Origin of the sequence: Psychrobacter sp. SZ93C1 (genome assembly GCF_015864635.1) — a bacterium.
Classification (GTDB): domain Bacteria; phylum Pseudomonadota; class Gammaproteobacteria; order Pseudomonadales; family Moraxellaceae; genus Psychrobacter; species Psychrobacter fozii.
Window position 1 is genome coordinate 45,364 of sequence record NZ_JADYWY010000005.1, and the last position, 19,267, is coordinate 64,630.

Genomic DNA, 19,267 nt, shown 5'->3' on the forward strand with positions numbered 1-19,267 from the left:
GTCAGATATCCAAATCGGACTCCATGTTAATATTTTTCAGCCTTTAAAAATAAATCAAGGTTACCCATAAGCTAATAGCTTATGGGTTTTTTTAGCTATGTTGGGCAGCAGTAAAATATTTATACATCAAAGAGTTGGTTAGTTATGCCATTAATAAGCGCATGACAGCAGATTTAGTATCAATATGGCATTTAAGAATAGACGACCCAACCAAAAGCTGATTTGGTATTCTGACAGAAGTAGTCAGTACTGCAGCCATGCCTGCCACAAGATCATCAAGAAGCATCAGTTTAAGGGCTAAACGAGTGCTAAAGGTAACTGCTTTGACAAACCCCAATATTAACAATACCACCTAAGTAAAATACCAAATTAAAAAAGTTACCGAGGCTATATTTGGTATAGCGTTGGCAACCTTTTTTTATGTTTTTAATATCTAAAAATAAGTTTATACGTTCATTATAATTAGATTTTCAGCCTCTCAATAGCGAAGTCATCATCACCTAAGAAAATATGTCCTGGCTTGTAGATTGTAGTCACTAAGAAACAGATCAAAAACACAAATGTTTAGTATGGAAATAGATTTTTAATCAATTGTCTGAGCAATCCGATGATGAATAAACTTTGTTAGATGCAGCTATTTCTGATGCCTCCATAGTTTTTCAAGCATAAATAGTGCGTCGTACCTAGTCCTACATCAAATAAGTATGCCTCACCATCACGAATAACAGAAATAACTGAACCAGCTTATTTAGCGCTAGTTATTGACATACCTATTCTAAGCTTAATTCAAGCGTTATGAAATGAACAACCTTGTTATAGAGTAAGAGCGTTTAAATCATAGAGCAGGATCATCTAATCTGTTGCATCAACTTGTAGTAAGAACATCGTCTGACTACATTCTAACGATAGGCTTAATAGTGATGCCTTTCTCACTATCTTCTGCTGCTTTATTAATATCCTTGAGATCGTAAAATTTAACCAGTTTATCGAATGGGAATTTACCCGCCATGTAAAGGTCTACCAGCACGGGTATTAAAGTGCTTGGCACACTGTCACCTTCAACCACACCAATCAGCTTTTTGCAGTTTTGCATGATATCGGTCAGATCTAACGCAGCTGTTGTGCCAGGCTTTGGGGCGCCAACAATAGCTCCGATGCCGCGAGGGCGTAATGAGGTAATCATATTTGAGACCAGGACACCTATACCCGTAGAATCCATCGCAAACTGCGCACCGCCGCCCGTAATTTCTTGAATACGTGCAACAGTATTTTCTTCTTTGCTGTTGATTACATGTGTTGCTCCAATCTTCAGCGCCAGCTCCAACCTCGAAGGTACAATATCAACTGCGATAATCGTCGTAGCACCAATCGCTGCGGCTGCCATTACTGCTGATAGTCCAACGGCACCGCCGCCCCACGCAATGAAGCTAGAACCAGCTGTGACTTTGAGTGCATTCATGACGGTACCTGCACCTGTTTGAATGCCACAGCCTAAAGGTCCCAGTAGTTCAAGTGGTGCATCTTTGCGAACTTTGATAACGTTGCGCGCATTTGCCACAGCATACTGACCAAACGATGACTGACCAAAGAATCGATCATTCAGTTCGGTATCGTTGCTTGCAATTAAGGCATGAGAACCATCAACTCTTTGACCAGAAAAATTATACTGATTAAAGTTTTCGCAATAAGCAGGGTGACCTTCATGGCAAGAATCACATTTATTGCAGTTTAAAAAAGTCATAACAACATGGTCGCCAATAGCGATGTCTGTTACTTTACTGCCGATAGACTCAATAATACCAGAGCCTTCATGCCCCAGTACTATTGGGTGCGGAACAGGGAAAACTTGATCTCGGGCGATCATGTCGGTATGGCACATGCCGGTTGCTACAACACGTACCAGCATTTCGTCATCTTGTATAGTATCGGTTTTGACTTGCTCAATTTGGAATGGCCCATCTTTTTGGCGAATCACTGCTGCCGTGTAGCTAGTAGGGGTTGTCTGTGTCATGGCGATTCCTCTGAGTTACTGGCTAAAGATGCTAGAGTCATACGTTTTTCAAGTTTTATTAACAATAGCAATGTTGACGAAAATAATGTTAAGCGATTAAGACTGACAAGTAGCACTGGCTTCTTTGGCTTTTTGATACACTGTTTGTGCGTCTAAATTCAGCGCTGTGACATCTTTTAGGTACTTTTGAGTACCAGCTTCTAACGGACCTTTCCATTTTGGATCGTTTAATGGGTCTGGAATGTCTATCATCGTGTCACCCTTGGCTTTGGCTTCTGCCATATATTTTGCATCTTCTGCATCAAATACTTTGCCTGCCGCTGCTGCCATTTGCATGCCTGAGTTGTCATCAATAACTTTTTTGAGGTCGTCCGGTAGGCTGTTATATTTGTCTTTATTCATAGTCACCATAATGGCGGAACTATAAAAAGGGATATTAGTGTGGGTGTTGGTTAGCTCTATCAGTCTAAAAGACCCTGTTGCATCCCACGGCAGACTTAATCCATCTAACACACCGCGTTGCAGCGACGTATAAATATCCGTCGCAGGTAAGCCCACTGGCGTGCCGCCTGCCGCTTCAATAATATCGCCTGCAATGGCAGAGGGACGACGCATCCGTAAGCCTTTTAAATCATCTGGCGTGCGAATGGCTTTATCAATGGTGTGCATGCCGCCTGGGCCTGTACCCATCATAAACAATAGATGGGTGTCCTTATACTCATCCGCTATCACTCCATCGTCATATAAGGTTTGGAGCATACAGTTCATTTGGGTTGCTGAGTTAGAAAGCCCTGGTAGTTCTGCTACTTGGGTCAATGGAAAGCGTCCATTGGTATAGCCTTGAAGCTGGGAGCCTATATCGACAGTACCTTTAGCAGTGGCATCATAGGTGGCATCAGGTTTACTCAGGGTCGCTGAAGGATAAAGCTCAACTTTGATTCGACCGCCTGATTCTTGCTCAATCTTGTTAGCCCAGGGTTCAAAGATTTCGGTATGGGTCGCTGCTGTGGCTGGCCAAAAATGAGAGAAACGCAAAGTGGTCGTTTCAGCAGCATCTGCTGTCGCCGTGTCGCTTGATGGCGAGCAGCCAGTGAAACCAATCATTGCGGCCAGTGCCAAACTGATCGGGAGTATTTTTGTCATCATAAGTTCCTTTTGTGATGTTTGTTCTAAATAAGAATTTATGTTCGCATAAAGAATTAAAATACGCTTTTTTTACTTTGCTGTCAATCAGATTGCAGCTTTGGTTTTACTCTATCAAATTCGTATCTAATATTATTTTCTCAATAGCATTTATAACCACCTGACATTGCCTGTGTGCTGCACCGCAATAATTTAGCGGAGATAAAACAACCAATAGGGCGGGGTCATCAAACAAAGATGGTGACGTTGCTGCTAGTAGCGGCAAAAAACTTGCTACAAATCCCTGATGGTTAAGGTGTGCATCATGACTGGCCTGTGCGATTAATGGATAGATTTTATCTTTACTTGACTCAAAATGGCGCTGCAAGTTTTTGATAAGGTGGGCGTCGCTGTTTAAATCCAAATTGGCATCCATGCGTTTAGGGTAGACTTGCAAACCTTGCAACAATGTTTTGAGATAAGAAGCAGCACCTGCCATCAAAGCAGTCCCTTCTGTTAAAGGCACCCAGCTGGCATGCCATTGTCCTAATGCGCGCTCAAAGGGCTGTGCGGTTGTATTGCTTATCACGCTCATATGCCCGTGCATTCTTAATGTCGCCGCTTTGATTAAGGCACACAATATTGGGTTTCGTTTGTGCGGCATTGACGATGACCCTCCCATACCTGCAGTGGCAGGCTCGGACACTTCACCCAGTTCAGATTGGCACATAAGAGCAATGTCTTCGACGATATTTTCCATTGCGCCTGCACAGGCATCTAATATAGATGCGATAGCATGAATAGGCTGTCTATTGGTATGCCAAGGGAGCAAGGGTACGGATAAGCCTAGCAATGTGGCAACCTGCTGCGGCAAGTCATGCTGTTCATTTTTTTCATCACTCATGCCAACGGGACCGCCCCATTGCAGGTAAAACCCTGATTGCTCTATTTTCTGTAAATTGGGAACGACCGCTATTAAGGAGGCTGCCCACTGTGAGACTTTTGCCCCAAAAGTGATGGGTAGCGCTTGTTGCATCAGTGTTCTGCCAGACATAGGGGTTGCATCATGCTGTTCAATCAAAAGACTACAAGCTTTGAGCGCTGCTATCAAATCTTGGTTAATACGCTGAAAAGCAGTTTTGAGCATCATCATCATCGCGGTATCAATGACATCTTGACTGGTCAGCGTTTGATGAAAGTAGGGCTTTATGTCTGAGGGTAATAAGGCTTTGGCTTGAGCTACAAAGGGAATGGCAGCATTGCCTCCTAAATAAGTTTGTGCACTGATAGCATCAATATCAAACAAATCTAGCGTCAATGCCTGCTTAGATTGCTGATGTGTATTGTGCGGTAATAGGTGATTTTTTTCTCGCACCGCGACTATGGCTAGCTCGAAATCTAGCATCGCTTGGATGAACAGACGGTCAGATAAGTCGTCGGCGATACTGGGGTGTACAAAAGGCTGATTGATTAATCGATTGATTTTCATTTAAAATCCCTAGTTTTGGTAAGTATAAAATAGTATGCCTATGAAACAAGATAAGAAAATATCTTCTGATAGTCCAGACTTCGTCGCCTCTCTTGCAGGTGGTTTGAGCGTTTTGCTGACGTTTGATGAAAACCACTCGACGATGACGTTGAGCGAAGTGGCTGAACGCACCCATATGGATAGAGCAAAAGCGCGGCGCTATCTGTTGACCTTGCATGCCCTTGGTTATGTCCATAAAGATAAGCGCCAGTTTAAATTGTCACCTAAAACGTTGAGTCTTGGCGCCAGCTACTTGAGCAGTATGCATCATCACGAAATTATTCAATTTTATTTAGAACGTGTGACCGAACAAACAGGGGAGTCTTGTTCATTTGCCGTATTAGACGGTGACGAAATAGTTTATATTGCCCGTTCTGCAGCTCAGCACCGGTTGTTGTCTATTGCTATAGCGATTGGCACAAGGTTGCCTGTTGCTTATACGTCTATGGGGCGTATTATTCTTGCCAACTTGCCTCAGGAAGAGCTTGAGGCGCAGCTGAATAAAATTGAGCTAAGCGCACACACACCGAACAGTATTACTGACCTTAAAATATTTGCACAAATGCTAAAAGACGCCAAAGAACAGCAATATGCAGTTGTCGATCAAGAGTTGGATTCAGGTTTGCGCTCACTGGCACTGCCTGTTTATAAATCAAACAATGAGCTGATTGGTGCGATTAATATCAGTACCAATGCCATGCGTGTCTCTCAAGATATTTTGATTGAAACGTTTTTACCGCTACTACGTGACTGTGCCGAAAAAATACAAACATACTATATCTAATATAATAACTGGATCTAGCGGAGTAACTAAATGTAGCAAGATAGACAGCTTTAATAGGCTAGCTGAGCCAAAAGTCTTATTTTGCTATACTTTATAAAAATCTGTGATGAGGTTGTCACTCTTATTAAATTTTTATGAAACATATTTTATTTTTAAGCCAGAGACAATGTATTAGATTGTCACTAGGAAAAGGTTGTCAACGCTATTTTAGATCAAGCGCTGACAACCTTTTTTTATCTTTTACTCAAGTCAAACATACAAAGTTTAAGCTTAATATGCTGATTTTCCTCATTCAGAATGATGGCAAGCACCAAAAAAATAAATTATTGACAGCATAATAAAAAAAGTATAGCTTAGTTCACAATATGAACATTAATTCTAATTAAGAACAATATATCATATTTGTAGAATACATAGGCGTCATTATTAACGGCAAGCCATCTTTATGCTCCACAAAGATGGCTTGCCGTCAATAAGGAAGCTAATCATTGATCATAAAGCCAAGGATGGCAGTGCTGCTTGCCCGCTTCAATAGCCGTCAAGCTGACTGACGTATCGTCTATATTCAAGGAAGATAGCGCAATGAAAGGCAAATTCAAGATTAAAGGCATGTCTATGCTAATTGTATTAGCACTAGGTATGGCAGGTTGCTCGGGTCAAGCAGATGGCGCAAGTGCTAAAGCTGACATCACTGTTTTAAGGTTTTCACACTTTTGGCCTGCCACTTCTGCGATGCATGTTGAGGTGTTTGAACCGTGGGCCAAAAAAATTGAGACTGAGTCCAATGGCCAACTAAAGGTCGAAATTTATCCGTCAGCCACATTGAGCAAGCCTGAAGCCATGTATGACTCTGCTGCCAAAGGTATCATTGACATTGGCTCTCAAGCACATGGGTATACGGCTGGTCGTTTTCCGTTGACTCAAATTGCTGAACTTCCAGGTCTTTCTAATTCTGCAACGCAAATGGGTTGCATTCTACAGACGCTTTATGACGATGGCACCATTGCCAGTGAATATAAAGACACGCATTTATTGTTTATGATGGGTGCAGGCCCTGCGGCGATTCATACGGTGGATAAACCGATTCGTATTCCTGCTGACATGAAAGGTCAGCGTATCCGCCGGCCCTCTGCCATTGCAGGTGATATCATTGAAGCCACAGGCGGTACACCAGTCGGCCTGCCAGCAAATGATTTATACACGTCTTTACAACGCGGCGTGATCGATGGACTCAGCTTTCCTTGGCAGCCAACCGGTGACTTCCGATTACTAGAGTTAACCAAAGCCCATACCAACATTCCTTTTTATAATTCAGCGTTACTGGTGACCATGAATAAAAACAAATATGACAGCCTTCCTGATAATCTCAAAAAAGTCTTAGATGACAATTCAGGCAAAGTCATGGCCGATTTGGTAGGTACAATTACTGATAAAGAAGATGCCAAATTTAGAGCAGAGGCACAAGCAGCCGGGCATACGATGATTGACATCCCTGATCCGCTGAATGATCCTGACTGGAGAGGCCCTTTAATGGAAGGTACTCAAAAATATTTGAAAGATGTTAAGGCTTTGGGCTTAGATGCTGATGGTGTGTACGAAAAAGTAAAAACCGTCAGTGAGAGCTGCAATGTTTAATGCATGACTAGATGAGTTGTCATAATGACTGTGAACTCTATCGGGGTTTCAGTCTTAGCACGGCTATACTCATCTCAACCCTATTATCAATTTTTACTGAATTTTAAAGGATTAAAATGATGAAAAACATCACACACCCAACGGGCCTCTTTGATAACAGTGCAAGAGACTACAAGCATATTACGGCAGTTCCTTTGGCAGCTGCGATGGGGGCAGAAATACAAGGTGTCGATTTAAGCAACCTAACAGATGAAGCTTTTGCCGAAATTGAAGCGGCGTTGTATCGACACAAGCTGATTTTTTTTAGAGATCAAACGCTGTCTTTTACAGATCATGAGAATATAACCCTGAGGTTTGGTGAGTTTGGCACAGATGCTTATACCAAAGGGGTGGTTGGTCACGAGAACATTCAACCAGTCATTAAAGAGGCCACAGTTGAGACCAAAATGGTGTTTGGTAGTGGTTGGCACACGGACTCTGCTTTTTTAGACTGTCCACCTGCCATTGCCATCAACTATGGTAAAGACATGCCTCCTTATGGCGGTGATACACTATTTGCGAATTCTGTATTGGCGTATAACAATTTAAGCCCTGCCATGAAAAAAATGATAGACCCACTCAAGGTATGGATGAGTGCCAAACATGTGGTTGCCTCTATGCAGGCTGAGCGAAAATCAAAAAAAGCGAGTGAGCTTGGTAGCCTTGAGCTGGATGTAGATACCCAAAAGATGATAGAAGGTACATATCACCCATTGGTCAGAACTCATCCAGTCTCAGGAGAAAAATCGCTATATGTTGATAAAACCTATGCTTGCGGCATAGAGGGCATGACAGAAGAAGAGTCACGGCCTTTGCTGGATTTTTTATCTGGTTTTGCCACGCAAGAGTCTTTTGTCTGCCGACTAAAATGGTATAACAATACGGTGATAATGTGGGACAACAGAATCTGTTTGCATCAAGCATTTAATGATTATGATGGCCACAGAAGAGAGATGTATCGTGCCGTCGTCATGGGTGAAAAACCACAATAAAAGGACAATACCATGAAAGATATTTTTGACTCGATAGTAACGCCTATAGGTTACAGTGACGTTGAGTGGCAAGCCAGAATAGAGCTGGCGTTGTGCTATAGAATGGTAGACTACTATGGGTGGACAACACAGGTCTACAATCATATCTCATACCGCATACCCGGTACAGAGCATTTGCTGATTAATGCCTTTGGCCTTTTATATAGTGAAATAACGCCCTCAAACCTTGTAAAAATAGACTTTGATGGCAACAAGCTTGATGATTCGCCATACCCTGTCAATAAAGCGGGCAATGTGATTCATACCGCCATTCATAAAGGTCGCCCCGATGTGCATTGTGTGATGCACACACATAACACTGATGTACAGGCAGTAAGTGCATTGGCATGTGGTTTTATACCGTTGTTTCAAGAAGCTTATATGTTTCATGAGCGAGTGGGTTACCATCCTTTTGAAGGCATTGTGCTCGATGAGAGGGAGCAAGAGCGGCTTGTAGATTCTATTGGCACAAAGAACCACACGCTCATGCTCAATAATCATGGCGTTATAACCACTGGTCCTGATGTAGCATGGGCATTTATGCGAATGTACCAAATGATACAAGCTTGTCAGGTTCAGCTAAAAGCTATGGCTTCTGGTGGCGAGTTACTACAAGCGAGTGCAGATGCCATGAGCAAAACAAGAGAGCAGTTTGAGGGAGGCGAGGCCCAAGCGGGTGCTCAGGTTAGATTACCCGAATGGCCTGCATATTATCGCTTGATGAATCGAATTGACCCTAACTGGATAGGATAGCTCCCTCTTATTGATATGCACTGTGCTATTAGTTTATGCCTATTAATGAGTGTGTTGATGGCGATAAAAACCCATGGTAATGCATGGGTTTTTTATTTAAAAAAACCAGTGCTTGATATTGACAGATACCAGCAAAAGGTATAAATTAATTCACTATACGAACAATAATTCTAATATAGAACAAAATAGTATTCGTTAAATCATAGCAATTAGTCGTATCAACCTTATCTCTAGGGAGAGAGAACCATGACAGCAGTCTATATTTGTCATCCAAAACGATCAGCGGTTGGCCGCTACGGCGGTGTACTAGCCGATATTCGCCCTGATGATTTGTTGGCACAAGTTATTAAAGCAGTACTGGCAGATGCGCCTGACTTTGACCACAGTGCCATTGAAGACAGTTTTATGGGCTGTGCTAACCAAAGCGGAGAGGACAACCGTAACGTTGCACGTATGAGTGGATTGTTGTCAGGCTTGACAGAAAAAGTACCAGCAACCACCATCAATCGGTTGTGCGGTTCAGGTCTTGATGCAGTGGGAACGGCTTTTCGAGCAATCGTGAGTGGTGAGATGGAGTTGGCCCTCGCAGGTGGCGTGGAGTCGATGACCCGTGCCCCCTTTGTGGTTGGTAAACCCGAAAAAGCCTATGATCGCAGTCAAAAACTACAAGACACCACCATGGGCTGGCGCTTTATCAACAAAAAGCTTGATGCTGTTTATGGTACAGAAGCAATGCCGCGTACAGCAGAAAACCTAGCAGACAAATACAATATCTCACGCGAGGACCAAGATGCATTTGCTTTATGGTCGCAGCAAAAAGCTGCCCAAGCACAGAGTGATGGCCGCTTGAACGCTGAAATTACCCCCATTACTATTGAAAGACGTAAGCAAACACCGCTCATTGTTGATACTGATGAACACCCACGCCCCAATACCGATATGGCGGCATTAACAAAACTACGTCCCATATACGAAAACGGCACGATTACCGCAGGCAATGCCTCTGGCATTAATGACGGGGCTGCTGCCATGCTTATCGCAAGTGCAGCAGCCGTGCAAAAATACGGTTTAACACCCGTGGCAAAAATAGAGGGTATGGCAACCGCTGGCGTGTTACCAACTATCATGGGTATTGGACCAGTACCTGCCACTCAAAAATTGCTCAAACGTCTCAATCTTAGCTTAGATGATATTGATATTATTGAGCTTAACGAAGCGTTTTCTGCGCAAGCATTGGCATGTTCACGCGAGTTGGGTCTTGATGACCGTGATGCGCGTATCAACCCTAGAGGCGGTGCCATTGCCTTGGGTCATCCGCTTGGCGCATCGGGCGCCCGCATTTTGATTTCAGCCATTCATGAATTACAGCACACCAAAAAAGACCGCGCGCTTTGTACCATGTGTATTGGCGTTGGGCAGGGAATTGCCTTGGTGGTTTCACGAGTAGGAGCAGAATAATGGCATTTTTAGCAACAGTAGCACATCTCATTGCTTACCAAGACAGTGGCGAAACCTACTTACCCGCCTTATTGATGGCGCATCCATTGGGAATGAGCCATGCAGTATGGGATGAGGTATGTGACCAATTACACGGACACTATCGCTGTGTGCGTTGGGATCTACCAGGGCATGGCAGTAGTGGTGTGGCGACAGATGGCTTATCAATAGCGCTGCTTGCCAATGATGCACTGGCACTAGCAGACGCCTTAGATATTGAAAACTTTAGTTTTATTGGTACCTCCATTGGCGGCGTCATTGGTCAACACTTATGCCAAATAGCGCCACAGCGTTTAGAGCAAGTGTGGCTTACCAATACGGGTGCGGTCATTGGTACTAAAGAGGCATGGGCTGAGCGTGCAGACGATGTTCGCAGTTTGGGGCTGACTGAGATGGCAGAAGCGATTGCGCCGCGCTGGTTTTCACCAGGCTATGTCGAACAAAACCCTGAGGTGTTACAAGGATGGCAAGTACAGTTATCTCGCAATGATAATGAAAGCTATGCCAAACTTTGTGAGGCATTGGCACAAGTCGATAACCGTGAAAACCTAGTGGGCTATGCTGGTATGGTTGCGTTGTTGGGCGGCGCTCAAGATGTGTCGACACCCCCTGCTACGCTCAAAGTACTACAAACGGCATTCACTACTGCAACGTTGACCATATTTGAAGAGGTGGGTCATGTGCCATCTGTTGAAGCATCGCAGCAATTGGTTGACTATATGCAGCGTAATGCGGAGCGTACATCAGTTGGCGAAACTGGCATTGATTATGAGCAAGGTTTGAAGCAGCGTAAACGCATTTTGGGAGAGGCGCATGTTGCAAAAGCATCCAAAACTGCCAACACTTTAGACAGCCCATTTCAGCAGTTTATCACCCGTACTGCATGGGGCGAGCTATGGGGCGATAGCAGCTTGACAGTGCAACAACGCAGCATGATTACCACTGCAATATTGGCGGCGCTTGGCCGTGATGGTGAGCTGGGGTTGCACTTACGTACGGCAAAGCGTTTGGGCATTAACGAAAATCAGCTGCGCCAAGTGCTTATGCATGTGTCGATTTATGGTGGTGTGCCTGCGGCCAATCATGCATTTTCTTTGGCCAAAGATAATGGCTGGGGCGATGCGCTTCTTTAATGTCGCATTTAACAGCGTTAAATCAACAAGCACACGTTATTGATAAACCTGCTTTATCGCAATGGAGAACAATGCAATGAACCATAAACATCCTTCTTTTTTACCGCGCGATCGGACATGGCAACCTGCGCAGTATACCCCAGGTTACAAAACATCAGTGGCACGTTCACCGCGCCAAGCATTGGTCAGTATCCAAAAATCCAGTGTCTCTGAGCGCAGTGGTCCTGTGTTCAATGGCCTAGAGATTGGTCAATATGATAACGACTTACTCATGAACTTTAGGACAGAAGGTGCACCAGTCGGTCTACCTGTCGGCGAGCGCATCATTATGCACGGTCGTGTGATTGATCAGTTTGGCAAGCCAGTTGCAAATACCTTGGTTGAGATGTGGCAAGCAAATGCTGGCGGCAAATACCGTCATAAGAAAGACGGTTATTTGGCACCATTAGATCCTAATTTTGGCGGGTTCGGCAGATGTATCACAGATGCAGATGGCTGTTATCGATTTCGTACTGTGCGCCCAGGCCCTTACCCATGGCCAAACGGCATTAATACATGGCGTCCAGCGCACATTCACGTATCGGTCATGGGGCCTTCAATCTCAACCCGTTTGATTACCCAAATGTACTTTGAAGGTGATCCACTTATTCCACTGTGTCCTATTGTACAAGTGTTAAAAGACCCAGAAGCAGTCGAGACGATGATTGCCCGTCTAGATATGACCATGAGTAAGCCAATGGATTGCTTAGCGTACCGTTTTGATATTGTGGTTCGCGGCGCATTACAAACCTACTTTGAGGAGTAACCCATGTACAGTCAATACAAATTGCAAGATGACAGTGGTTTGCTGCGCGAGACCGCATCCCAAACAGCAGGGCCTTTCGTCCATATTGGTTTGGCATTAGAAATCGCCGGTTTTGAGTCGCGCTCAGATGAAATATGGCAAGACTTGGCCAAAGCAGATGCAGTCGGTGAGCACATTGAGCTGGTTGGCCATGTGTACGATGGCAATGGTGAGGCCGTACACGATGCGCTCATCGAAATATGGCAAGCAGATAGCAGCGGTCATTACATTAGTGAATTTGACAATAAAAAACCATTCACCAGCTTTGGCCGTAGTGCTTGTGCATTAGATGGCGATTTTCATTTTAATACGGTTAAACCTGGACAAGTGGCCTTTGATGGTCAGCATGGCAAACCCATGGCACCGCACATTAATATCGCTATTTTTGCGCGTGGCATCAATTTGCATTTGCAAACCCGTGCTTATTTTGATGATGAGCAAGATGCCAATGCCAATTGCCCCATTTTAAACAGTGTGCCGTCTACCGAGCGCCGTCAAACTTTAATCGCTAAGAAAGAATCAAGCGCTGGCAAACCTCGCTATCGTTTTGATATCTATTTGCAAGGGGATGGTGAAACCGTATTCTTCGACTTTTAAGCCGGTGCACTGAATAACACACAGTCAATCTATTCAATCAACAATCGCAATGTATACAGTAATGAGAGGGATTTCATGAATTATAAAACTCAAGTCGCTATTATTGGCGCAGGGCCATCAGGGTTATTACTTGGTCAACTACTGACCAAGGCTGGCATTGACAACGTTATCTTAGAGCGTAAAACAGCAGAGTATGTATTAGGCCGTATCCGTGCGGGAGTACTAGAGCAGGGGACGACTGACCTGATTCGTGAATCAGGTGCTGGCGCACGTATGGATGCAGAAGGTTTGATTCATACGCACACTGACTTTAGCTTTCAAGGTGAGCACCATCAAATAGATGTAGAAAAATATAGTGGCGGCAAACATGTCACGGTATATGGTCAAACAGAAGTGACTCGCGATTTGATGGCGGCGCGTAAGACGGTTGGCGGTGTGACGATCTATGAGGCCGATAACGTCGAGCTGCACGATCTTGAATCAGACAATCCTTATGCCACCTATGAGCTTAATGGGCAATTATGCCGCTTAGATTGTGACTATATAGCTGGGTGTGATGGCTTCCACGGTGTCTCACGCAAATCTATTCCTGCCGATAAGCTAGAAGAGTTTGAAAAGGTTTATCCATTTGGTTGGTTGGGACTGATGAGTGACACGCCGCCCGTTAACGATGAGCTAGTCTACTGTGCCCATGAACGCGGCTTTGCGCTTTGTTCTATGCGCTCTCCAACCAGAAGCCGCTACTACATACAAGTGCCAAATACCGACAAAATTGAGGATTGGACTGAAGAGATGTTTTGGGATGAGCTAAAGCGCCGTATTCCACCAAAAATGGCAGAACGCCTAGTGACTGGTCCTGCGCTGGACATGAGCATTGCGCCACTACGTTCTTATGTGTGTGAAACCATGCAATACGGTAAGTTGTTTTTATTGGGAGATGCGGCCCATATCGTACCGCCAACAGGGGCTAAAGGCTTGAACCTTGCCGCCAGTGATGTAGAAACAGCGTTTCGTTTATTTGTAAAAATCTATGAAGAAGGGCGGACTGATCTGATTCCACGCTATCAAGAAATCTGTCTAGCCCGTGTTTGGAAGTCAGTCCGTTTTTCATGGTGGATGACTATGCTATTACACCGTTTCGAAAGCAGCGAACGTTTTGATTTTCGCGTACAACAGGCTGAGTTTGAATACTTTATTAACTCAGAAGCAGGGAAGGCGACTATCGCTGAAAACTACGTTGGATTGCCTGTTGAGCCTTTAGAGTAAACCTGTCTGATTTAGCGATTCAACTCTTTTATATAGGACGATGCAATGTTAAATAAAGTGACAGATTCTGCCATCGAAGCCATGAGTAATATCAATGATGGGGCAACCATTTTGATCGGTGGTTTTGGTTTGGCTGGTCAGCCCGCGCAATTGATTGATGCGCTGATTGCCCGTAATGCTAAAAATCTAACGATTGTGAGTAACAACGCAGGTAACGGTGAAACAGGATTGGCCTTATTACTAAAATCAGGCTGTGTACAAAAAATCATCTGTTCTTTTCCGCGCCAGCACGACTCACATATTTTTGATGATCTATACCGAGCAGGTAAAATTGAGCTAGAAGTAGTGCCGCAAGGCACGTTGGCGGCCCGTATGCAAGCTGGAGGCAGCGGCCTTGGCGCAATATACACACCAACCGCATTCGGAACACTACTGGCCGAGGGCAAAGAGACTCGGGTTATTGATGGAAAAAACTATGTATTAGAATACCCCATCAAAGCAGATTTTGCCCTCATCAAAGCTTTTAAGGGAGATCGCTGGGGCAATTTAACGTATCGCAAAGCGGCACGTAATTTTGGCCCCATTATGGCGGCTGCATCACACCACACGATTGCCCAAGTCAGTGAAGTGGTAGAACTGGGTGCGCTTGACCCTGAACACATCGTTACCCCAGGTATCTTTGTACATGAAGTCGTTTGTATTCAAGGAGAAGCATCATGAGTGAGTATAAACCGCGTTCCGTTGATGAGATTGCTCAGTGCGTTGCCCAAGATATCAAAGAGGGAATGTATGTCAATCTAGGTATTGGCCAACCAACCCGAGTGGCTGACTTTTTGCCAAAAGACAAAGACATCTTTTTGCACAGTGAAAACGGTGTTTTGGGTATGGGCCCTGCCCCTGAAAAGGGTCAAGAGGATGGGGATCTCATCAATGCAGGTAAGCAATACATAACTTTGCTGAAAGGCGGCAGTTATTTTCATCATGGCGACTCTTTTACCATGATACGAGGTGGCCATATTGACCTGTGTGTGCTAGGCGCGTTTGAAGTTGCCGAAAACGGTGATATTGCCAATTGGTTTTTGGGCCGAGAAAATGATATTCCGGCTGTTGGCGGCGCTATGGATTTGGCCGTTGGTGCCAAACAAGTTTACGTCATCATGGATCATGTCAGCAAAAATGGTGAGCCAAAAATTGTCAAGACTCTCAAATTACCTATCACAGGTGAACGATGTGTCAATCGAATCTATACCGATTTGGCCGTCATTGATGTGACTGAGCAGGGCTTGGTTGTCCGTGAGATGGTCGCAGGTCTGACTTTTGATGCGCTACAAGCCAAAACAGGTGCGACGCTCATAGGTTAGTACCAAAAACCCCGCGATTACAGTCTACCAATACAAAATATTTACCCATCAAGAAAGGACTCAATGATGAATCATCATCTCTCTTTTAGAGGGGTGCAGGCGCTATTGCCTGCGATCTCTAATTTCTCTGGCCATAGCATGGCAGTACTTAGCGAGCTAGGAGGTATCAAATGACACCTTTAGTAAAGCTCAGTCAGGGAATCTCTAAGTTATGTCAATTTATTGGCGGCATCAGTCTTATTATCATTGTCTTGGCCACTATGATAGACGTGGTGACTCGCTATGTGTTCAAGCTCACTAGTGGTGAGGTTGGGTTCACGGTGAAGGGCAGCGTAGAGATTGTCTCTTATTTCATGCTGTTTTCTTTATTGGCCGCTTTTGCCGCTTATGTCGAACGCTCTCAAATCATTGTTGATATTTTTACCCAAAAAATGCCGCAGTCTATCAAAGGCTACATGATGGGCACTTTTATGATGGGGTTTTTCTTGATAGGTCTCGTGTTTGCATGGGGGCTCTATGAGAGTGCTTTTGATGCGCTAGAGTACGGCAAGGTAACGCAAGACCTTCGAGTCTCTATGATGCCCATCTATCTTATCAGTGCCTTTTTGAGTCTTTTACTCGCCATTCGTGCGCTTATCGAATCTATTACTATTTTTAAAACGGGCGAGTTTTATGACGCCGAGGAGACAGGCGCATGAGTCCAGAAATTATTGGTGCGATCGGTTTGTTGTGCATGATTGTGATGGTGATGTTACGAGTGCCAGTGGCACTTGCCATGCTAGGCGTTGGGTTAGTAGGATTTGGTGCTGTGACTGCGCCAAGTGGCGCCCTACAGATGCTAAAAGACGTCCCTGTTGACGTGTTGGCAAAATATGATTTTAGTGCCATTCCTCTGTTCATTTTGATGGGCGTGTTTGCGACACATTCGGGTATGGCAAGTAAGCTTTTTGATTCAACACGAACTATTTTTGGCGGTGTTAGAGGCAGCCTTGGTATTGCTGGTATTGGCTCATCGGGTATCTTTGCCTCGATTTCAGGGTCATCTTTAGCGACCGCATCGACAATGGCTCGAGTGGCATTGCCGCAAATGGAAAAATACGGTTATCAGCCAGGCTTTGCTTGTGGGGTTTTGGCCGCAGGTGGGACGCTTGGTATCATGATTCCACCCAGTATTGCTTTACTGGTTTATGCGATTTTAACGCAACAGTCAGTCGGTGACATGTTTATCGCTGGGTTTTTGCCTGGTATTTTGGGCATGGTCATGTATTCAATCACTGTCATGATTATAGTGCGCTGGAAGCCGCATTTGGCACCCCGCGGTGAACGAACGCCATGGAAAGCCAAAATACTGTCATTAACGGGTCTTATACCTTTTAGTTTTATTTTCATCGTCATTATTGCTGGTATCTTCTTTGGGATATTTACGCCCACTGAAGGGGCTGCGGTTGGCGCATTTGCTGCTTGGGGTTATGCCTTTGTTAAAGGCATGAGACTTGAGGGGCTAAAGCGTTCGTTAACAGAAACCTTGGCCTTATCTGCAGTCGTGTTCTTTATGCTGCTGGGTGCAGAAGCGCTGGGTTATTTTATTTCTGTGTCGCAGATGTCCAATACATTGGCATCGTGGATTGGTGGTTTGGCCGTTAGTCCTATGGTCGTTTTGATCTGTATTTTGTTCATGTACTTTGTGCTTGGGCTGTTTATGGATGCCTTGGCTATGTTGGTGATTACTATTCCTGTGGTATACCCAATTATTTTGGCATTGGGATTTGACCCAGTTTGGTTCGGTATTATTGCCGTATTGACAGTAGAGCTTGGGCTGATTACCCCGCCAATGGGCATGAATATTTTTGTGATTAAGGCGGCTGCACCGCACATAAAGCTCGCTGATATGTTTCGCGGCGTTGCCCCCTTTATTGTATCGGACTTGGTTCGACTGGTGGTTTTAATCGCTTTTCCAGCGATATCTTTGGTGCTTTTGAGCTAGACTTTGTTGTCTGAGCACCTCGCATGATTCATGACACAGCGTATGATTATGCTGAACATCAAGCAAAAGCTGTTTGTGCTGCAATCGTAATACGCTGGTTAGGTTATTGTTTTCAATAAGGAATTTATATGTCCAACTATACTGATTTACATTATCATTATATGGCTGGTGAGTGGCGTGATGGCAGGTCGAGCCACAGCATTGTCACGAGTAACCCGTTCACTGGTGAAGATATCGCCACGTTTAAAGCTGCCAGCTTAGATGATATTAATGAGTCTTATGAGGCACTAGAGCAAGCACAGCAAGACTGGTGTCAGACCAACCCTTATGCTGTAAGCCAGATTGTTGAGCAAGCGGCAAAAGTAATAAGCAATCGCCGAGACGAGTTGGTTGACTTGCTGGTGCGTGAGTCCGGTTCTACCGTGATGAAAGCCAATATCGAGATTGATGCCTGTATTGGGGTTATTAAAGTGGCCGCCGAGTATCCGTTTTTATTAGAAACTACGGTTGCACGCTCAGCCATTCCCAATAAGTTCAACCACATTATTCGTAAGCCAGTAGGTGTGGTAACGGTCATTGGACCCTTTAATTTTCCAATGTTTTTAGCCATGCGATCGGTAGTCATGGCCTTGGCAAGTGGCAACACCGTATTATTAAAGCCTGCCTCTACCACACCCATTACTGGCGGTATCTTACTGGCCAAAATCTTCGAAGAGGCAGGCTTGCCCGCAGGTGTGTTGACAGTGGTTGTGCCAAAAACCTCTGAGATTGGCGATGCGCTATATACACACCCGATTCCTCGTGTGATTTCGTTCACTGGCTCTACTGAGGTTGGTCAGCGCATAGGAGAGATGACTGGCCGTGAAATCAAGCGTTCTATTTTAGAGCTTGGTGGCAATAATGCCTTTGTAGTGCTTGACGATGCCGATATTGATTATGCGGCACGTTCTGCAGTCTTTGGTCGGTTCTTACACAGTGGTCAGATTTGTATGTCAGTGAACCGTGTCATTGTTCATGAGTCTATCTTTGATGCGTTTGCCGAAAAGTTTGTCGAATATACAAAAGGACTGAACGTTGGTGACCCATCAAGACCTGATGTGTTGGTGGGGCCTTTGATTGATGAGCGCGAAGCTGTGCGGGTAGAGCAGGCCGTACAACAAGCAGTGCAAGAAGGTGCTGAAATACTTCTTGAAGGTGAGCGTGACGGTGCGCTCGTTTATCCATATGTTCTAAAGGGCAGTAATGACGTTTATTCTGCACGTACAGAAATGTTTGGCCCTGTGGTTACGTTGATTTCACATAAAGGCGATGCTGATGCCTTACGTTTAGCAAACAACACCGATGCTGGATTGAGCGGTGCTGTGCATTCTGCAGATATCTCCCGAGCACAAAGGTTTGCGGCAGGATGGCGCACAGGCATGGTTCATATTAATGATCAAAGTGTCAATGATGAGCCGCGCGTTGCTTTTGGTGGTGAAAAAGCATCAGGGGTGGGCCGCTTCGGTCGTCATATCACCTTCGATGAGTTCACGACTTATCAATGGGTGTCGGTACAAACTGAACAGCGTCCATATCCGGTTTAGTGATTATTAACAATTGACTTTTAACATATATATGATTGTTATTATTACCAATCATTCAGACATATGAGAATGGCATAGATTGGAAGCTATGCCCATTTA

At 44.6% G+C, this 19,267-nt stretch carries 17 protein-coding genes and 1 pseudogene; 15 read left to right on the forward strand and 3 right to left on the reverse strand.

What is annotated here, in order from left to right; genetic code table 11:
• Positions 1–104 precede the first annotated feature (104 nt).
• Positions 105–298, forward strand: a pseudogene (locus I6E83_RS07950) (IS3 family transposase); the annotation flags it as partial.
• A 594-nt stretch (positions 299–892) separates the two neighbouring features.
• Here I6E83_RS07950 and I6E83_RS07955 read toward each other — a convergent pair.
• The 3 genes from I6E83_RS07955 to I6E83_RS07965 form a co-directional block, all read right to left on the reverse strand.
• A complete protein-coding gene (locus I6E83_RS07955; RefSeq protein ID WP_197101001.1) occupies positions 893–2,011 on the reverse strand; it encodes an NAD(P)-dependent alcohol dehydrogenase in 1,119 nt (372 codons plus the stop codon).
• A 96-nt stretch (positions 2,012–2,107) separates the two neighbouring features.
• On the reverse strand, positions 2,108–3,154 hold the full coding sequence (locus I6E83_RS07960; protein ID WP_197101002.1) for a TRAP transporter substrate-binding protein: 1,047 nt from the start codon (positions 3,152–3,154) through the stop codon (positions 2,108–2,110).
• A 106-nt stretch (positions 3,155–3,260) separates the two neighbouring features.
• Complete coding sequence (locus I6E83_RS07965) at positions 3,261–4,622, reverse strand: lyase family protein (protein WP_197101003.1); 1,362 nt, start codon at positions 4,620–4,622, stop codon at positions 3,261–3,263.
• A gap of 34 nt (positions 4,623–4,656) precedes the next feature.
• Between I6E83_RS07965 and I6E83_RS07970 the strand changes: the two genes are divergently transcribed.
• From I6E83_RS07970 to I6E83_RS08035, 14 genes are all read left to right on the forward strand, one after another.
• Entirely contained in the window at positions 4,657–5,445 is a 789-nt protein-coding gene (locus I6E83_RS07970; protein ID WP_197101004.1) for an IclR family transcriptional regulator C-terminal domain-containing protein, read from the forward strand.
• A gap of 582 nt (positions 5,446–6,027) precedes the next feature.
• Positions 6,028–7,080 carry a TRAP transporter substrate-binding protein gene (locus tag I6E83_RS07975; RefSeq protein WP_197101232.1) on the forward strand — a complete coding sequence of 351 codons (1,053 nt, stop codon included), beginning with the start codon at positions 6,028–6,030 and terminating at the stop codon, positions 7,078–7,080.
• Between the two features lie 119 nt (positions 7,081–7,199).
• Positions 7,200–8,111 (forward strand): TauD/TfdA dioxygenase family protein, encoded by a 912-nt coding sequence (locus I6E83_RS07980; protein ID WP_197101006.1) that lies wholly within the window; start codon positions 7,200–7,202, stop codon positions 8,109–8,111.
• A gap of 12 nt (positions 8,112–8,123) precedes the next feature.
• Positions 8,124–8,903, forward strand: coding sequence for a class II aldolase/adducin family protein (locus I6E83_RS07985; protein WP_197101007.1), 780 nt, complete (start codon positions 8,124–8,126; stop codon positions 8,901–8,903).
• Positions 8,904–9,149: 246 nt separating this feature from the next.
• Positions 9,150–10,361, forward strand: coding sequence for a 3-oxoadipyl-CoA thiolase (gene pcaF, locus I6E83_RS07990; protein ID WP_197101008.1), 1,212 nt, complete (start codon positions 9,150–9,152; stop codon positions 10,359–10,361).
• Positions 10,361–11,533, forward strand: a complete 1,173-nt coding sequence (locus I6E83_RS07995; protein WP_197101010.1) for an alpha/beta fold hydrolase — start codon at positions 10,361–10,363, stop codon at positions 11,531–11,533. The genes pcaF and I6E83_RS07995 overlap by 1 nt, the downstream gene beginning before the upstream one ends.
• Before the next feature lie 76 nt (positions 11,534–11,609).
• Complete coding sequence (gene pcaH / locus I6E83_RS08000) at positions 11,610–12,338, forward strand: protocatechuate 3,4-dioxygenase subunit beta (RefSeq protein ID WP_197101011.1); 729 nt, start codon at positions 11,610–11,612, stop codon at positions 12,336–12,338.
• Between the two features lie 3 nt (positions 12,339–12,341).
• Complete coding sequence (gene pcaG / locus I6E83_RS08005; protein WP_197101012.1) at positions 12,342–12,974, forward strand: protocatechuate 3,4-dioxygenase subunit alpha; 633 nt, start codon at positions 12,342–12,344, stop codon at positions 12,972–12,974.
• Between the two features lie 75 nt (positions 12,975–13,049).
• Positions 13,050–14,240 (forward strand): 4-hydroxybenzoate 3-monooxygenase, encoded by a 1,191-nt coding sequence (gene pobA / locus I6E83_RS08010; protein ID WP_197101013.1) that lies wholly within the window; start codon positions 13,050–13,052, stop codon positions 14,238–14,240.
• A 45-nt stretch (positions 14,241–14,285) separates the two neighbouring features.
• Positions 14,286–14,960, forward strand: coding sequence for a 3-oxoacid CoA-transferase subunit A (locus tag I6E83_RS08015; RefSeq protein WP_197101014.1), 675 nt, complete (start codon positions 14,286–14,288; stop codon positions 14,958–14,960).
• Positions 14,957–15,601, forward strand: coding sequence for a 3-oxoacid CoA-transferase subunit B (locus I6E83_RS08020; RefSeq protein WP_197101015.1), 645 nt, complete (start codon positions 14,957–14,959; stop codon positions 15,599–15,601). The genes I6E83_RS08015 and I6E83_RS08020 overlap by 4 nt, the downstream gene beginning before the upstream one ends.
• Positions 15,602–15,771: 170 nt before the next feature.
• Positions 15,772–16,299, forward strand: coding sequence for a TRAP transporter small permease (locus I6E83_RS08025; RefSeq protein WP_197101016.1), 528 nt, complete (start codon positions 15,772–15,774; stop codon positions 16,297–16,299).
• Positions 16,296–17,585 carry a TRAP transporter large permease gene (locus I6E83_RS08030; RefSeq protein WP_197101017.1) on the forward strand — a complete coding sequence of 430 codons (1,290 nt, stop codon included), beginning with the start codon at positions 16,296–16,298 and terminating at the stop codon, positions 17,583–17,585. The genes I6E83_RS08025 and I6E83_RS08030 overlap by 4 nt, the downstream gene beginning before the upstream one ends.
• 128 nt (positions 17,586–17,713) lie before the next feature.
• Entirely contained in the window at positions 17,714–19,168 is a 1,455-nt protein-coding gene (locus I6E83_RS08035) for an aldehyde dehydrogenase family protein (protein ID WP_197101019.1), read from the forward strand.
• The last annotated feature ends 99 nt before the right edge of the window (positions 19,169–19,267 follow it).

Coding starts and splice junctions, on each gene's coding strand:
- pcaF (WP_197101008.1), top strand. CDS start 9,150: ATGACAGCAGTCTATATTTGTCATCCAAAACGATCAGCGGTTGGCCGC.
- I6E83_RS07970 (WP_197101004.1), top strand. CDS start 4,657: ATGCCTATGAAACAAGATAAGAAAATATCTTCTGATAGTCCAGACTTC.
- I6E83_RS08020 (WP_197101015.1), top strand. CDS start 14,957: ATGAGTGAGTATAAACCGCGTTCCGTTGATGAGATTGCTCAGTGCGTT.
- I6E83_RS07985 (WP_197101007.1), top strand. CDS start 8,124: ATGAAAGATATTTTTGACTCGATAGTAACGCCTATAGGTTACAGTGAC.
- I6E83_RS08025 (WP_197101016.1), top strand. CDS start 15,772: ATGACACCTTTAGTAAAGCTCAGTCAGGGAATCTCTAAGTTATGTCAA.
- I6E83_RS08035 (WP_197101019.1), top strand. CDS start 17,714: ATGTCCAACTATACTGATTTACATTATCATTATATGGCTGGTGAGTGG.
- I6E83_RS07960 (WP_197101002.1), bottom strand. CDS start 3,154: ATGACAAAAATACTCCCGATCAGTTTGGCACTGGCCGCAATGATTGGT.
- I6E83_RS07995 (WP_197101010.1), top strand. CDS start 10,361: ATGGCATTTTTAGCAACAGTAGCACATCTCATTGCTTACCAAGACAGT.
- pobA (WP_197101013.1), top strand. CDS start 13,050: ATGAATTATAAAACTCAAGTCGCTATTATTGGCGCAGGGCCATCAGGG.
- pcaG (WP_197101012.1), top strand. CDS start 12,342: ATGTACAGTCAATACAAATTGCAAGATGACAGTGGTTTGCTGCGCGAG.
- I6E83_RS07980 (WP_197101006.1), top strand. CDS start 7,200: ATGAAAAACATCACACACCCAACGGGCCTCTTTGATAACAGTGCAAGA.
- I6E83_RS07975 (WP_197101232.1), top strand. CDS start 6,028: ATGAAAGGCAAATTCAAGATTAAAGGCATGTCTATGCTAATTGTATTA.
- I6E83_RS07955 (WP_197101001.1), bottom strand. CDS start 2,011: ATGACACAGACAACCCCTACTAGCTACACGGCAGCAGTGATTCGCCAA.
- I6E83_RS08030 (WP_197101017.1), top strand. CDS start 16,296: ATGAGTCCAGAAATTATTGGTGCGATCGGTTTGTTGTGCATGATTGTG.
- I6E83_RS08015 (WP_197101014.1), top strand. CDS start 14,286: ATGTTAAATAAAGTGACAGATTCTGCCATCGAAGCCATGAGTAATATC.
- pcaH (WP_197101011.1), top strand. CDS start 11,610: ATGAACCATAAACATCCTTCTTTTTTACCGCGCGATCGGACATGGCAA.
- I6E83_RS07965 (WP_197101003.1), bottom strand. CDS start 4,622: ATGAAAATCAATCGATTAATCAATCAGCCTTTTGTACACCCCAGTATC.